Genomic DNA, 14119 nt, shown 5'->3' with positions numbered 1-14119 from the left:
CTCCCGGTTACTTCGGGATGATCGTGAACGGTTCGGGCTTGAGATCGTCCACGCAACGGGTGTCGGGCGCGGTCGGGCGAGCGAAGAACGAGGCGAGCACGCTCTGCGCGCAGTGCGACTGCGGGACCACCCAGTGGCCGATGCCGGGGACCTGTATGGCGGTCGAGCCGGACAGGTTGCGGGCGACGTCCTTCGCCCAGCTCACCGCTGTCTTCACGTCGAACGTGCCGGAGATGACGAGCGCCGGTACGGAGCTGACCGTGGCCACCCGCTGGACGGACGCGCGGTCCGGGACGTTCCAGATCCCGCACGCCGCGTACTGGAAGGGGAGTTGCGGCACCTGGGCCAGGACCGTGTCCGGCCACCCGGGGTAGGCCTCGCGCCCCGCCTTCAGCACGTCGGCCTCCGAGTACCCGGGCGCCCACTCGCTGCACACCACCGAGTTCGTCAGGCCGTGGGCGAACTCGCCGACCTTCTGGACCGAGCCGGCCGCGCGGGCCTTGGCGAAGCGCTCCGGGTTTCCGTTGCTCAGTTCCGCGAGCGCCGCCGGGAGGTCCTCGGGGCGGGGGTTGAAGGCGACGATCATGTTCAGCAGTGCGCCCCCGTCGAGGACGACCTTGACCGGCTTTCCTCCGCTCGGCGGCGGAACGTTCAGCGTCAGGGGCTGTGCCTCCAGCTTGCGCACCTGCTCCGTCAGCATGCCCGGGAGGTCCGGGTACCGGTCCTTGCAGGCGGGCTGCGCCTCGCACGCCTCGAAGATGTTGTCGATCCCCTCGGCGGTGCTGCCCCAGGTCCACGGCAGGGTCACGACCTGGGGAGGGGTGATCGAGTCGATCGCGAACGCGCGGATTCCCTCGGGGTGCAGGCGCAGGTACGTGAGGGCCAGGTTGCTGCCGTAGGAGTAGCCGTAGACGTTCCACTGGGGGATGTCCAGCACCTTGCGCAGGTCGGCGAAGTCGGCTGCGTTCTCTGTGGAGTTGTAGGCACTCAGGTCCGTCCCGTCGGCCGTCAGGCGGTCCCGGCAGTCCTTCACCGCTTTCAGGAAGCGCTGTTCTGCCTCCTGTGCGTCGTAGCCCAGGCCGACGGCCTGCGCGTTGAACCGGTCGACCTCCGGGCAGGCGAGGTTCGGCTGGTCGTAGCGGTTGCCGCGCTGAGCCATGATGATCAGCTCGCGGTCCTTGTTCAGGCCGGAGTCGACGAGGAACGGAATGTCGTCGAACGTGTCGGCACCGGGGCCGCCCGCCATGAACACCACGGGGGCCTGCGCGGGCTTCGCGGGGGTGACGGCCGGGATGACGGCCACGGCCAGCCTGATGGTCCGGCTTCCGGGGCGGGAGCGGTTCTCGGGGACCTCCAGGAAGCCGCACCGTGCGTCGGTCAGCGCTTCGATCGGCTCGGGCGGCTTCGGGCAGGAGCCGGGCACGAACCGGGCCGAGCCCGCCGGGCTGGGCTGCCAGGTGGGCTGGACGGGTGCTGACGCGGCGCTGCCGGTGGTGGGGCCCAATGCCGCCAGACAGACCAGAGCTGCCCCGGCAGTCACCGCGGGAATGCTGTGCTTTGGCATGAGATTCGTTCCTCTGCCGACATCAGCGGCGGCCCTGCCGGGCCAGGCCGCAGCGGTTGGGGCGGAACGCGCGTTTTCGACGCTACCGGGTGGCCCGTACCCCCGCCACGCGGAGCAGTCACCACCCGCGGGCCCACCGCGGCATCCCGCCACGTCCCTTGTGCGCGTCCTCGGACCAGCCGGTAGCGTTGAATGTGCCTGCGTTCGACAGGGAACCCGGGGCGATCACGCGCTGAACGACCTGAACGACCCCTGTCCGACGGGAAGGTCCTGCGGGCAGGCGCTTCTTCTAGGGAGCGTTCCGTCATGGCCGCACATGAGCCGCTCCGGTGGGACGAGCGGCACCCCTCGGCGGGGCCGTTGCCGCCGGGAGGGCTGCTCGATCTGCTCAGCGTGGCCGCCGTGGTGCTCGACACCCGGGGGCGCATCGTGTTCTGGAGCCCCCAGGCGGAGGAGGTCTTCGGCTACACCGCCACGGAGTCGCTCGGCCAGTACGCGGCCATGCTGGTCCGCGACGAGCACCGCGACCTGGTGACCAGGCTGTTCGCCGAGGTGATGAGCACCGGGACGAGCTGGGCCGGCGCGTTCCCGATCCGGCACAAGGACGGCAGCACGCGCCTGGTGGAGTTCCGCAACATGCGGCTGCTGGACGACCTCGGCGACGTCTACGCCCTGGGCATCGCAGCCGACCAGAGCACCCTGCAGCAGGTCGAGACCGACCTGGCGCTCTCCCAGCGCCTGGTGGCGCAGGCCCCCATCGGCATCGCCCTCCTCGACACCGACCTGCGCTACCTGCTGATCAACCCGGCACTGGAACGCATCAACGGCGTCCCGGCCGCCGACCACATCGGCAAGCACCCCCGCGACATCCTCGCCTTCCTCGACGTGGACACCATCGAGTCGGCACTGCGCCAAGTGCTGCTCACCGGCACTCCGGTGATCGACCAGTACACCGTCGGCCGCACCCCGGCCGACCTGGGACACGACCACGCCTGGTCGGTGTCGTACTAGACGCAGTCCCAGGAGCGTGGTCGTCTTCTTCGTCATGATGCGGCATTCCGTTCTGTGCTGCCTGGTGAACCGGGTGTGCTCCAGGACGAGGGAGATCGTGTCGTGCAGAGCGGACAGGCCTTAGGCGCGGACGTCGACGGGCCGGGACGGGTCCGTCCAGGTCGGTGGTGCCAGCCGCGCCGCGGGGCCGGTTGCGGCCCACCTCTTGAGGCCGCGGACGCGGTGGAGGAGTTGGGCGCCTCGCTTGCCGGCCGAGGCGGGGAAGTCCGGGTCGTTTGGCCCATGTCTAGCGCTGGGCGGCGGGGTGGGCTTCGGCAGGTGGCCCTGCTGCGCTTTACGCAGCCCGACCACGGCGTCGTCCGGGTCTACAGCTGCCGATGCGTTGGCTGGCGGTGGCGCCGGGATTTCGCCGGGGCTGCGGGCGTGAGGCTCCAGCCGGCGACGAAGCCTCGTCGGCGGCTGGTGTCGGCTCAGGTACTGCTTTGGGCAGAGCGCAGGGGAACAGCCAGGGCCGAAGCTGACGGCGGCCTGGTCTCGGTGAGCATGGGTCCCCCTTCTGGTCGGTTGCCGGGATCAGCGGCGGCCGGGCCGTCGCGGCTGGTCAGGTTCCGCCGTGGCGTCCTCCTGGTCGAGTTGCTCCTCGATGTTCTGGTCAAAGCGGGGCGGCAGGAACAGGTCTGTCCAGCGTGGCGGCGGTGACAAGGGTTCACGGAGCCGGTTGTAGCCGCCTGCCTGTCCACGGGGATGCCGAGCTGGTCGGCGAGACCGAGCGTGCGCGCGGCCAGCCGCAGCGAGCCCGGCCCCGTACCGGGAACACCCCAGCACACCGTCTCCAGCCGCAGGTTCGCACCGGCCAGCTCCCGCCACGGCGCGAGCAGCTGCTCGGCGAGATCAGTCCGCCCCGCCGACAAGGCGCGCATCGGCTCGGAGACCGGCCCCAGCAGAACCAGCAGCCCCTCATCCGCGTACCGGCCGAGCGTCTCCCAGGACACCACCGGCGGCCCGACCCCGGCGCCCGCGTGCGCGGCCGACACCAGACGGCACAGCCGCGCCCACCCCACGGCGCTCCGCGCGAGCAGCGTGACCCGCAGCGCCGGCTCCACCACGTGCGCGCCACCGCGCACCGGCGTACGGGCACGGACCGTGGATCCGGGGCGGGGCAGGGTGTGGGGGGCGACGGCAATGTCGACGCCGAAGACGGGCCGGATCCCGGCGGCGCCAGCCGCCTTCGCGAACCGTACGGCGCCGGTCACGGTGTCTCGGTCGGTCAGCGCAAGTGTCCCGATACCGCGCTCAGCGGCCCGGCGGACCAGGCCTTGAGGGTGGGAGGCGCCGTAGCGGGAGGAGTAGCCGCTGGCGACATGGAGGTGGACGCCGTTGTTCATGGCCCACCTCCTACGAACGCACAGTTTCAGCCGTTATGGCCGGAACTCCTTCCTTCAAGGTATCGAACGAAAATCGAACAAGGCGAATCTGTGACTCCGAGGTAGGGATGCGATCACGGGTGTGGCTGAGCGCGATACCTGGCCTTTGAGCGCGGTAGTTGGCCCGTCGTGCATTGCAGTTGGCCTGCTGAAGGTCCCAGTCCGGGCTTCACATCCCTGACCTGCGCGAACGCCAACCGGGTCGCCGGGAAGGGCGGCGGCGATGCGGCCCGCATGCCGGAGAGCTCGCCGTGCCGCAGGCGACCAGCGCTCCACGGTTGACGCGGCGGGCCAGGTCTACTCGGTGAGGCCGCAGATCTCAGGCGGGGCCGGGCGGTAGGTGGACGGTCATGATCAAGTGGCAGCTCTCGGTGCCGGCGCCACGGTAGGTGTGGGCGGTGTCGCCGTCGAAGGCGGCCGTCTGGCCAGCCTTGACAGGATGCTCGGCGCCGTCGACGACGAGCACCATCTGTCCGGCGGTGACGCTGACGGTCTCTACGACGCCGGCTTGGTGGGGGTGGCTGGGGTATTCCTCGCCGGGTTCCAGCGTCCAGCGCCAGACCTCGACCGGGGCTGATCCCGAGGTGGTCAGCATGAGCCGGGCTTCGCTGCCGCGTTCGCCTTTCCACAGGGGCATGACGGCATCGGCGGTCACCACCCGGACGCGGCCTTCGGCCGGACCTTCCATCAGTGCGGACACCGAAATACCGAGGGTGTCGGCGAGGCGGACCAGGGTGGCGAAGTTCGGGTTGCCCTGCGCCTTCTCCAGCCCGGCCAGGGCCCCCTTGCTGACCTTGGCGCGCCGGCAGAGCTCATCTAGGGAGAGTCCGGCGCGGGTGCGGGCCGCGCGGACGTTGTGCGCAAGCGTCCGCAGCGCCGCCTCGGTCTCGGCCATCAGATCGCCCTTCCAGGGATAGATCAGTGCAATGCACCACCCGGTCGTTCGGTTGACACCCGCCGGTCGGTGCGTTGTACGGTGTAGTCGTTCTGTTGATAGTAAGGGATGTACTTGTGATCGCTCTGCTGCTGGCCCTGGGCAGCTCTCTGGCCTACGGATGCGCCGATTTCCTCGGCGGCCTCGGCTCCCGCAAGGCCCACGTCCTGCGCACCGTGATGATTGCCGCCCCTGCCTCGCTCACCGTCGAGCTGCTGCTGTGGCCCTTCCTCGGCGCCTCCTTCGCCCCCGCGACCCTCGCCTGGGGCGCCGCGTCCGGCGTCGCGTCGGCCGCCGCATTCGCCCTGCTCTACCGCACGCTCGCCATCGGCCCGATGAACGTCCTGTCCCCGGTCACCGCGCTGGTCTCAGCGATGCTGCCGGTCAGCGTCGGGCTGCTCCAAGGCGAGCACCTGGGCGTGGCCGGGCTGATCGGCCTGCCGCTCGCGCTGGCGGCCGTGGTACTGGTCAGCGCCGGACACGGAGCCGGCAGCGCGCGCCCATCGCGTGCCGCGCTGCTGATGGCCTTCGGCGCGGGCGGGGCGATCGCCCTGCAGCTGGTCTTCCTGCACCAGGCACCGGTGGACAGCGGCGTCGGCCCGCTGATCGTCGGACGTGCCGTGTCCTCCGCGGTCGTCTTGGGCGCGGCCGGCCTGATGTACCGCAGGCTCGGATCGGAGAAGCCCGCGTACGCGATGTCGGCGACGGCCGGCGTGCTGGACTCGGTGGCGAATCTGCTGTTCCTGCTCGCTGCCCGCAGCGGCGATCTGGCCGTCGTCGCCGTGATCACCGCCCTCTACCCGGCCGGCACCGTCCTGCTCGCCCGCAGCGTCCTGGCCGAACGCATCCACCGCGGGCAGCTGATCGGCCTGGGCACCGCCGCGGTGGCCGTCAGCCTCCTCGCCCTCACCTGACCCCGCACCCACCGGAAGGAGCCCCAGCATGTTCATCCAGCCCTGGGACGCCGCCCTCGACGCCGCCGAATGGCAGACCTGGATCGCCGACGGCCACGACTTCGGCATCCTCAGCGTCAACGGTCTGCCCGGCCAGCCGCCCGTAGTCGTGCCCACCCACTTCACGGCGGAGGACACCAGCCTCCTGATCCACCTTGCCCGCCCCAACCCGGTCTGGAAAGCGATCGACGCAGACCCGAACGTTACTTTCACCGTCACCGGCGACTACGCCTTCATCCCCGGCCCCTGGCGCGCCAAGCCCGACGTCCCGCCCACCGACGGCGTCCCCACCAGCTACTACGCGGCCATCCAGTTCACCTGTCAGGCCACGATCATCGACGACCGCAAGGCCAAGGCCGAACTGCTGCGCAGCCAGATGGCCCACTTCCAGCCCGACGGCGACCACGCACCCATCGACCCCGACCAGGCCCCCTACGGACGGATGCTGCCCGGCATTCGCGGCCTGCGCCTGAACGTCACCGACGTACGGGCCAAGTTCAAATACGACGACCACAAACCCGCCGAGCAGCGCACCGACATCGCCCGCCGGCTCACCGAACGCGGCACCGGCCTGGACGGACCCACCGCAACTCAGCAGCTGCGCCGCCTGGACCGTATCGGCACGTGGAAAACCTGACCGCCCCGCCCGCGCCCGCACCATCCTGAAACGGACTCTCTGATGACCGCCTTCCGCATCAGCCCCGCCGTCGTGGAAGCGTTCCCCGACACCCTCATCGCCGTCGTCACCGCCACCGGACTACGCGGTCACGAGCCCTGGCCCGCCACCGCCGCCGCCCAGCAGGACCTGGAACAGCAACTCGCCGCCGGCGCCTGGCAGCCCGCCGACGAGAGCGACCCGCGCATCGAGGCATGGCACACCGCCTACCGCTCGTTCGGCACCAACCCCCGCCGCATCCGACCCAGCGTCGACGCCCTCGGCCGCCGCCTGGCGAAGAAGGGCACCCTGCCCCGGATCAACCCGGCCGTCGACTCCTACAACACCGTCTCCATCCGCCACGGTCTCCCCGCCGGCGCTTTCGACCTCCACCACGTCACCGGCGACGTCGAGATCCGCTATGCCGACGGCAGCGAGACCTTCACGCCGCTCGGCGAACCCGACACCGTCGAGCACCCCAAGCCCGGCGAGATCATCTACACCGACACCGCCGACGTTCTCACCCGGCACTGGAACCACCGCGACGCCCACCGCACCCGCGTCACCGAAGACTCCACCCACGTCGCCTTCGTCCTCGAAACCCTCCATGCCACCCGCGACGGCCACCTCCTCAAGACCGCCGCAGGCGAACTTCAGGACCTGCTCACCGAGCACTCCGCCCAGAACACCGTTCACTACCTCAGCCCGGCACACCCTTCGGCAACCACCTGAAACAGCCGATCCTCCTTCGGCCGCCAGGCCAATTCTGAGCATCGAAGTTGTCCATCGGGGCCAGATAGCACGCTCAGTCACAGGTGAGACTGAGCGGGATAGTTGGCGCTTGAGCACGCTAGATGGCGGCTGAGCCAGATGGTTGGCGGGCAGGGTAGCGGCTGGGTCATCCTGATCAGGCTGGCAGGCGTCAGCCCGAGCGGGGTGCGTCGGGCTGGGTCCCGCTGGGGAGGCCCTTCACGCCGGGTGCGACTCTGGGCGGATGCACGAGACAGCTGAAGCTCTGGCGACCGCTCGGTGGCCCCTCACCACGGGCCGGGAAGCTGACTGGTTGCGGGACCTGACCTGCGATGACGGACTGACGGGGTTCATGCCACCGGTGCTGCCCGACGCAGTCTGGGTGCTCCACTCCATGTACGAGCACGAGCTCGGACCGACGGGCATGTCCTACGTCGAGTACGAGCGGCGCGTGCTACTGGGCGGCGGGCCCGAGATCGTCCCAGGTCTGGACCCGGCAGACGTGGTGGACACGGTCCCCGGTGAGCACCCCGGGCCACATTGGCGCCGACTGCGATGGACGACGCTCGCACGCCGGATCGGTGACCCGACCGTGCCTGAGGGACGCCTGCCGTGCCATAGCTCTTTCCCCTCGATCGTGCCGCGCCCCTGGCCGGTCGGAATTCAGGTCCCCCGCGAAGGCAGCATGGACCGGGCCGCCTGGAACCGCCTGATCACGATCCTCACCGAGCACAGCCCGCAAGGCCCCGACACCCCCTGCCTGGCCTACTACAGCCCGCTGCTGCACGGAGCCAAGGACTTCGACAACCTGCACATCCGAACCGGCACGCTCGCGGATGCCCACGTGCTGTACGACCACCCTGAGGAGGACGGCTGGAGCCCGTCCAACCTCTGGCCGCGGGACCGGTCCTGGGTCTTGTGCACGGACTACGACCTCTGGGCGACCAAGGTGGCCGGCACGGCCGCGCTGATCGAAGCGCTCCTCAACGACGTGGACCTGGAAGCCGTACGGCTTCCATGGGCTACCTGACTGGCCGGGGCGGAGCTGTGCATCGGAGTTGTCCATCCGCGCCATCTACCGTGCTCAGTCACACCGGACATGTGACTGAGCGCGATAGTTGGCCCCGACGGACAACTCCGATGCACAGAACGCGGGCAGGTACGGGAGTGACGTAGCCGAGGGCCAGCTGTTCGGCGCTCAGGACAGGAGCCCAGCAGTCGGGGGCTGCATGCCTCAGACCATCGGTGAACCCAGCCCCCCCCAGCTCAGCGCGTGCCTATCGCCTCGCGCTGGCCATCTAGCGCGCGCAAGGGCCGAACGTCGGCGAATCGCCTATCCCCACGGGGTGGGGCCAGGGCGCTCGTGCCAGATGCGGACCGCCGCCACCATGTTGACGCATCGGCGTCGCAGTTCGGCTCGTGCCTGCTCGAAGGCCATCTTGCGTTCCGCGGTATGCCTCTCCGGGGGTTCTTCCACGTACGAGGATTTGGTGTCGACCTCTCGGGCGGCGTCAAGGACGTATGCCGCGTGCTGGAGGAGATGCTTTGGAGCGGTGAGTTGCACTGCTGTTCAGCTGTGGCGGATTTTGTCCGCTTGTTCTGGGCCTTCCGGCTTCTCGGCGAGGTAGTCCATCCTCTGGACTGCCTCGATGAACGTGGTGAGGGCCGTGTATTGGCGGTCTACGTGCGAGGCCTGCCATGTGATGCGGGACGTCCGCCTCGCGGACAGGACAACCCCGGTCCACGTGATCAGGGCCGCGGCCGTTGCGGCAAGGGGCGCGGCCAGCTCGATCTGCATATCTCCGATCGGGTCTTCTACATGTCCGCGCTGACCAGCGTCCGCTACGACCCCAACTCCCGGCCGGAGTCGGCAGTGACCTCGCCTTCTTCGCAACCCCGGACCGGCTCGCCGCGTTCGCCGGGCTTGCACCGGCGCCGCACGACTCGGGCAGCCCGGTCAGGTTCGCCACCTTGCGCTCCCTGACGGGTGGGAGTCCTGGGACCTTCCCGCGGACCAGGAACAGCACGTCATCAAAGTGCTTTTCGACCTACTCGACGAGTTCCTCTCGGAACGAGAGGCGAACACCCAAACGGATTGACTTCTCCATTGGGAAGCCCCAACGGACAACTTCGATGCACGAACGCGGGCAGGTACGCGAGCGACGTGGCCGAAGGCCAGCCATTCGGCGCTGAACCGAGAATCCCCAGCTCAGCGCGCGCCTGCCGCCTCGCGGCTCCTCCGGTGCCTCCCAGGCGGCTGGAACTCCCGGCCACTGCGTGACAGGCCACGACTTGCCGCGGGTTGCGAGACCGGCGGTGTCAGGCCCCGCTGGTAGCGTGCTGCGTCCCACCGAATTGATCATGAGAGGACAGCAGGAGTGCAGGCAGTGACTTCCCACGACATCGACGGCCAGCAAATGGCCCTGGCGCTCAAGGACATACGTCGGCGGGCGTTCGGGCGCTGGCACTCCATGCAGTACGGCGGCATGAGCCTCAGCGACCTGGCGGAGATGCGCGACGAGCTCCTGGATCACGCTGCCGCCCGCATCGCTAGCGACCCTTCACTCGACACGCCCCTGCGCCAGGTCCTGCACACCGCTGCGGAGTGCTCGCTCGGTCTGCTCAGCCTGGGGTGCTTCCCCAACGGTGACCAGGAGATCCCCCTCCCGCTCGTCGGAGAGCAACTCAGCAGTGAGGACAAGGCCTTCCAGGAAGTCGTCAACGAGGCGCCCACCGCGACCCAGTGGACCGCGGCTTTCGAGCTGTGCCTGATCAGCGGCCTCGTATGGGAGTGGCAGCGCGTCATCGGAGGCCTGCTCCGGGACGACTACGCCCCCGCAATCCGCGACGGCGTGCCCTACTCGACGTTCGAGTCGGTGTCGCGGCCTGCGGACCGCGCCCAGATGGACGCCCTGGCCGAGTACCTGACCCCGACCTCGGGACACCTGCCCAGCGGCTGGCCGACGGTCACCCTCAGCAAACCTGCCGCCGATGAGCGAGCCGCGGCAGCCCGTCGGCTGGACGCGGCCGGCCCCCTCACGCCCGACCAGCGCCTGCTCCGCTCCCTGCTCGATGACGACCAGCCGGCCTTCGAGCAGCTCCTGGTGGTGTGCCTGAACGAATACCGAGACAGCACCGGAGCCAACCCGGCCCCCAGGACTCTGCTGCCCACCGGCCTCCTCGCCGTCACCGCGCTCGCCGTCCAGGTCCACGGGTGGCAGCTGGGCGTGCACTCCGCGTACCTTCCCCAGGCGCTGCTGGGCTCCCCGGACGCCCTGGCCCGAGCGGCTGAAACCGGCCCGAACAGCCTCGGCGGCTGGGTGGCGCGGTAGCCGAAGCTCACCGCATCACCAGCCATGACGGCTGTGAGACGCGATAACCGCGCTCTACTAACGACCTCGTGCACGATAGACATCGCCGCAGTTCAGCGCCTTGGGCGTTGGCATCGCCCGATCCGGTGACCTGCGCAGATGCAGCGACAACTCTTATCGTGCACGAGGTCGTAAAGGTTGTTGCACAACGTCCGTGATCGGGCATTCCTCTTGTATGGGTGGGGTGTTGCGGGCTGAAGCATTGTGGGTGGAGACGTTCACTGGCTTGCGGATGGGCCGGTTCGAGAAGCTGGTGAAGGCGGTGCGGGAGCGGGGTGGAAACGGTGACCTCTCTGCCGGAGACGGCCGGCAGGGGTCAGCGCGTCTCGGTGCTGGGCTCTCCGGGCCCTTGGCAGCCGCTCGTGAGTTGCGGCGCCGGCCACGTTCAGCACCATGACCCGGCAGACGGTGGCCGGGGAGATCCCGAAGAGCGGGGCGAGCTGGCGCATGGTGAGGTTCGTCCGGTAGTACACGGCCACCAGCAGGACCCGATCCGGCAACGGCAGGCACCACGGGCGGCCGCCACCGGGCGACCTCCCTGGACCGAGCGCTCGGGCAGTGGCTCACGAACAGCCAGCGCCGAGGTCCCAGCCCTCTTCGAGGGCTTGGAGGACGGCGGTCTTCATGGCCGCGGGGTTCTCGAAGATGCCGAAGAGAGAGTGGACCTCGATGCGTCCTCTGCTGCGGTTTCGGACGATGCCTTGGCGCGGAGTTCGGCTTCGGCGCGGGAGACCTTCGGCTGGCTGATGCGGAGGACCTCGGCGAGCTCCTCCTGCTTGATGCTGACCTTGCTGGACTGGTCGAGGACCTGGCGGGAGAAGAGGATGTCAAACACGTCGCGTGCGGTGCGAGCTTGGCCTCCGGGAGGTGTCATCCAGACCTCGGACGCGCATTTCGTCTTCTGAGCCACGGCCGCCAGGCCACCCGGTCCCGCCGCCGCGGGCCGAGATCCGTGGACCCCAGCCCCGACCCGGTCCCTCTACCGCAGGGGCCTTTCCCACGCGGTCCAGCCGCCGGTGACATTGGTTCGCCCCCTGCGCCAGACAGCGCCGTCCGTGCCCCACACAGAGATCCTTCCATAGGCGGTTTCTGTGTACGTCACTCCGCTCCGGGCGACTCCGCCCAGCGACTTCCACGCCCCCCAGTCGCCGTCATGGGTCATGCGAGTCCACACGGCGTAGTCGAGGCCGATGAGGAACTCCTCCTCTTCACCGTTGTACAGCGTGTTCTCGGTCACCCCGTACTCACAGATGTAAAGGGCCCCGCCACCCCCCTTGCACTGTGCGGCCTCAGCCGGAGCGACAGACACCAGCAGACCTGCCATCACGGCGGCCACAACGAGCGCAGCCTTCATCCTCTTCACGCGCGAACCTCCCCATTTCCTGCTTCAGAGCCGACGGTCGATCGGCCGACCCCCGTACCCGCAGCCACCCTAGCCTCAAGATCAACTAGGGAGGATGATCCCCCGTCCCGCCTGTGCGGTCGGGACGGGGCTGGCTCACGTGGTCTGACCGCTGGTCTTCGGCCGGCTGCCCAGGGCGTATGGCCGGGTAACCGGCGCACCATCTGCGCCCCGTTCTACCCGTTCATCGATGCCGGCGTGGTGTGAACGGGTGCGGCGGTGGCACCGGATGGGCGTCAGCAAGGAGGGTACGGCTGTCCCTGCTGATGCTGTGCAGCGATAGCGATCATGGCTGTCACGAGGTGACCAAGCTGCTGCCGCCAGGCGCCTATCGTGAGGATGGCTGGCTGCCATCGGCGTGCCTGTTCATGAGGGGCGCCCATGGCGGGGTTGCCGGCCACGGGCGCCTCCTCGGCTACTGGGGTGGCACGGCCCATTCGGCGGGCTCGGGCAGGACGCTGCTGGTGTAGAGGACGCGTGCGGGCCGCTGCTTCCCGGGGACGGCGAACACGGTCTTGCCGCGGAGGCAGTCGCCGTTCCTGATGTCGGCCTCCCAGGGGTACTCCGGTCTGGGGAAGTCGTCGTAGGTGACAGAGCTCGGTTCGATGCGGGCGCCGTCGGTGTAGGCGAGCACCCAGGGGTTGCGGGTGACGCCGACGGTGCCCTTGGTGCTGCACACCTTGAGTTCGATGGCGGCCCAGACGTAGCCGCTGGTGCCGAACTCCTCGTCGGCTGTCCTGTGTGCCTTGATGCCCTGCTCGTAGCCGAGGACGGTAACGCTGGCCGCCGATTGGTTCTCGCTGTTGGTGGTGTTGAGGGGCGCTCCGAATGCGCGTGGCGTCTCCGGGGTGGGAGACGGCGACGGCATCGAGGCCGTGCTGCTTGCGGGTGCCGCCGATGCGCTGGACGCTGCCGGGGTGCCGGCGTCGTTGCTACAGCCGGTGACGGTGAGGAGGAGCGCTGCGGCGGCTCCGGTGGTGATAGCGGTGCGGACGTGCATGGGCCCCCCAGGTATCTGTGAGGGAGCATCATGCGCTGTACCGGGGCTTACGAACAGCAGGTGTTACCGGTCCGTGACTCAGACCGCTGTCAGCGTGTCAGCCCGGCGGACGGCGGACGTCGAAGGCCGCAAAGTAGGCGGGCAGCGCGGAGGTGACTCTCGGCCGCGAAGCGGGACGGGGCGACGCCGCCATTGCAGTGATCATGATGTCCGGGGCGGTAGTGATTCGTTTCTTCTCATGGGGCGGTCGTGGGGATCGCCAATCATGGAAAGAGCATTCATCGATGACCCAGCCCGTTCGTATCGTGTTCCGCTCCGCACTGCGCGACGCGCCCGCCGTCGGCGAGGGTCTGCGGGTGGCGCTGTACCAGGGCCAGGGGCCGGTCGGCAGCCGGGATGCGGTGCGGCAGAACATGGACCGGCTGGCCGAGGTCTCCGCTCTGGCTGCGGCCTACGACTGCCAGGTGGTGGTGTTCCCGGAGAAGTACACCACCGGCTACGCCATCGACCCCGGCCAGTGCCGGGAACTGGCAGAGCACCGCGAGGGGCCCTCGATCGACCGGGCCCGCTTGGCCGCCAAGGAGAACGGCCTGGCCGTGGTCCTGCCCTACCCCGAACGCGACGGGAGTGACTTCTACGACTCCATCAGCGTGATCGCCTCCGACGGGCAGGTGGCCGCCAACTACCGCAAGACCCACCTCTACGGAGCGGCGGAGCGACGCAACTACTCCTTCGGCCAGGACCTGCCGCCCCTCGTGACGATCAACGGCATCACGGTAGGCGTGCTGAACTGCTACGAGTGCGAGTTCCCGCCGCTGTACCAGTACCTTGCCGAGCACGGCGCACAGATCGTGCTGGGTCCCACCGCCGCCGACGGGCACTTCCGCCTGGCCGACGGCACCATGAGCCGCGTCCCGTACCAGGACGCCACGCGCCACATCATCCCCGCCATGGCCAGCGTCTGGCGCCTGTTCATCGCCTACGCCAACCGCCGCGGCTGACCGATCCGGACCGCTGCTGTTTCAGCATCGCGCTCCACACCGCCCGCGACCAGG

General features: G+C 69.2%; 13 protein-coding genes and 4 pseudogenes. 9 read left to right on the top strand and 8 right to left on the bottom strand.

Annotation, left to right across the window (positions count from 1 at the left end):
• Positions 1-7: 7 nt before the first annotated feature.
• Complete coding sequence (locus tag ACFWW8_RS15400; protein ID WP_386528604.1) at positions 8-1564, bottom strand: alpha/beta fold hydrolase; 1557 nt, start codon at positions 1562-1564, stop codon at positions 8-10.
• Between the two features lie 306 nt (positions 1565-1870).
• Between ACFWW8_RS15400 and ACFWW8_RS15395 the strand changes: the two are divergent.
• Positions 1871-2572: pseudogene (locus ACFWW8_RS15395) on the top strand (PAS domain-containing protein); the annotation flags it as partial.
• A 746-nt stretch (positions 2573-3318) separates the two neighbouring features.
• On the opposite strand, the pseudogene ACFWW8_RS15390 reads toward ACFWW8_RS15395, so the two are convergent.
• A pseudogene (locus tag ACFWW8_RS15390) lies at positions 3319-3960 on the bottom strand (PHP domain-containing protein); the annotation flags it as partial.
• A gap of 358 nt (positions 3961-4318) precedes the next feature.
• On the bottom strand, positions 4319-4894 hold the full coding sequence (locus tag ACFWW8_RS15385; protein WP_386528602.1) for a helix-turn-helix domain-containing protein: 576 nt from the start codon (positions 4892-4894) through the stop codon (positions 4319-4321).
• Positions 4895-5010: 116 nt separating this feature from the next.
• Between ACFWW8_RS15385 and ACFWW8_RS15380 the strand changes: the two genes are divergently transcribed.
• From ACFWW8_RS15380 to ACFWW8_RS15365, 4 genes are all read left to right on the top strand, one after another.
• On the top strand, positions 5011-5847 hold the full coding sequence (locus tag ACFWW8_RS15380; RefSeq protein WP_386528600.1) for an EamA family transporter: 837 nt from the start codon (positions 5011-5013) through the stop codon (positions 5845-5847).
• 28 nt (positions 5848-5875) lie between these two features.
• On the top strand, positions 5876-6523 hold the full coding sequence (locus ACFWW8_RS15375; RefSeq protein ID WP_386528598.1) for an FMN-binding negative transcriptional regulator: 648 nt from the start codon (positions 5876-5878) through the stop codon (positions 6521-6523).
• 42 nt (positions 6524-6565) lie between these two features.
• Positions 6566-7273 carry a B3/4 domain-containing protein gene (locus ACFWW8_RS15370; RefSeq protein WP_386528596.1) on the top strand — a complete coding sequence of 236 codons (708 nt, stop codon included), beginning with the start codon at positions 6566-6568 and terminating at the stop codon, positions 7271-7273.
• A 262-nt stretch (positions 7274-7535) separates the two neighbouring features.
• Positions 7536-8321, top strand: coding sequence for a hypothetical protein (locus ACFWW8_RS15365; protein WP_386528593.1), 786 nt, complete (start codon positions 7536-7538; stop codon positions 8319-8321).
• Between the two features lie 540 nt (positions 8322-8861).
• On the opposite strand, the gene ACFWW8_RS15360 is transcribed toward ACFWW8_RS15365, so the two are convergent.
• Positions 8862-9089, bottom strand: coding sequence for a hypothetical protein (locus ACFWW8_RS15360; RefSeq protein WP_386529019.1), 228 nt, complete (start codon positions 9087-9089; stop codon positions 8862-8864).
• Between ACFWW8_RS15360 and ACFWW8_RS15355 the strand changes: the two genes are divergently transcribed.
• The 3 genes and pseudogenes from ACFWW8_RS15355 to ACFWW8_RS15345 all read left to right on the top strand — a co-directional run.
• The gene (locus tag ACFWW8_RS15355) at positions 9056-9484 is read left to right on the top strand and encodes a transposase (RefSeq protein ID WP_386528591.1); all 429 of its coding nucleotides are present in this window, start codon (positions 9056-9058) and stop codon (positions 9482-9484) included. The genes ACFWW8_RS15360 and ACFWW8_RS15355 overlap by 34 nt on opposite strands.
• Positions 9485-9669: 185 nt before the next feature.
• Positions 9670-10623, top strand: coding sequence for an immunity 49 family protein (locus tag ACFWW8_RS15350; protein ID WP_386528588.1), 954 nt, complete (start codon positions 9670-9672; stop codon positions 10621-10623).
• 214 nt (positions 10624-10837) lie between these two features.
• Positions 10838-10954, top strand: a pseudogene (locus ACFWW8_RS15345) (IS5/IS1182 family transposase); the annotation flags it as partial.
• Between the two features lie 100 nt (positions 10955-11054).
• Here ACFWW8_RS15345 and ACFWW8_RS15340 read toward each other — a convergent pair.
• The 4 genes and pseudogenes from ACFWW8_RS15340 to ACFWW8_RS15325 form a co-directional block, all read right to left on the bottom strand.
• Positions 11055-11183 (bottom strand): annotated as a pseudogene (locus ACFWW8_RS15340) (transposase family protein); the annotation flags it as partial.
• 101 nt (positions 11184-11284) lie between these two features.
• Positions 11285-11572, bottom strand: coding sequence for a hypothetical protein (locus ACFWW8_RS15335; protein WP_386528585.1), 288 nt, complete (start codon positions 11570-11572; stop codon positions 11285-11287).
• Between the two features lie 69 nt (positions 11573-11641).
• Positions 11642-12016: a hypothetical protein gene (locus ACFWW8_RS15330; RefSeq protein ID WP_386528988.1), complete on the bottom strand. Its 375-nt coding sequence runs from the start codon at positions 12014-12016 to the stop codon at positions 11642-11644.
• Positions 12017-12479: 463 nt separating this feature from the next.
• Entirely contained in the window at positions 12480-13064 is a 585-nt protein-coding gene (locus ACFWW8_RS15325) for a hypothetical protein (protein WP_386528583.1), read from the bottom strand.
• A gap of 284 nt (positions 13065-13348) precedes the next feature.
• On the opposite strand from ACFWW8_RS15325, the gene ACFWW8_RS15320 reads away from it, so the two are divergent.
• Positions 13349-14065, top strand: a complete 717-nt coding sequence (locus tag ACFWW8_RS15320) for a nitrilase-related carbon-nitrogen hydrolase (RefSeq protein WP_386528580.1) — start codon at positions 13349-13351, stop codon at positions 14063-14065.
• The last annotated feature ends 54 nt before the right edge of the window (positions 14066-14119 follow it).

This window comes from Streptomyces sp. NPDC058701 (assembly GCF_042715295.1).
Taxonomy (GTDB): Bacteria; Actinomycetota; Actinomycetes; order Streptomycetales; family Streptomycetaceae; genus Streptomyces.
Note: the sequence above shows the minus strand (reverse complement) of the source record. Positions and strands in the feature narration are given on the sequence as shown.

What these genes read in the sequence shown, in the direction of transcription:
- ACFWW8_RS15330 (WP_386528988.1), bottom strand. Translation starts at nt 12,016, where the DNA reads ATGAAGGCTGCGCTCGTTGTGGCCGCCGTGATGGCAGGTCTGCTGGTG.
- ACFWW8_RS15400 (WP_386528604.1), bottom strand. Translation starts at nt 1,564, where the DNA reads ATGCCAAAGCACAGCATTCCCGCGGTGACTGCCGGGGCAGCTCTGGTC.
- ACFWW8_RS15320 (WP_386528580.1), top strand. Translation starts at nt 13,349, where the DNA reads ATGACCCAGCCCGTTCGTATCGTGTTCCGCTCCGCACTGCGCGACGCG.
- ACFWW8_RS15385 (WP_386528602.1), bottom strand. Translation starts at nt 4,894, where the DNA reads ATGGCCGAGACCGAGGCGGCGCTGCGGACGCTTGCGCACAACGTCCGC.
- ACFWW8_RS15365 (WP_386528593.1), top strand. Translation starts at nt 7,536, where the DNA reads ATGCACGAGACAGCTGAAGCTCTGGCGACCGCTCGGTGGCCCCTCACC.
- ACFWW8_RS15370 (WP_386528596.1), top strand. Translation starts at nt 6,566, where the DNA reads ATGACCGCCTTCCGCATCAGCCCCGCCGTCGTGGAAGCGTTCCCCGAC.
- ACFWW8_RS15325 (WP_386528583.1), bottom strand. Translation starts at nt 13,064, where the DNA reads ATGCACGTCCGCACCGCTATCACCACCGGAGCCGCCGCAGCGCTCCTC.
- ACFWW8_RS15375 (WP_386528598.1), top strand. Translation starts at nt 5,876, where the DNA reads ATGTTCATCCAGCCCTGGGACGCCGCCCTCGACGCCGCCGAATGGCAG.
- ACFWW8_RS15360 (WP_386529019.1), bottom strand. Translation starts at nt 9,089, where the DNA reads ATGCAGATCGAGCTGGCCGCGCCCCTTGCCGCAACGGCCGCGGCCCTG.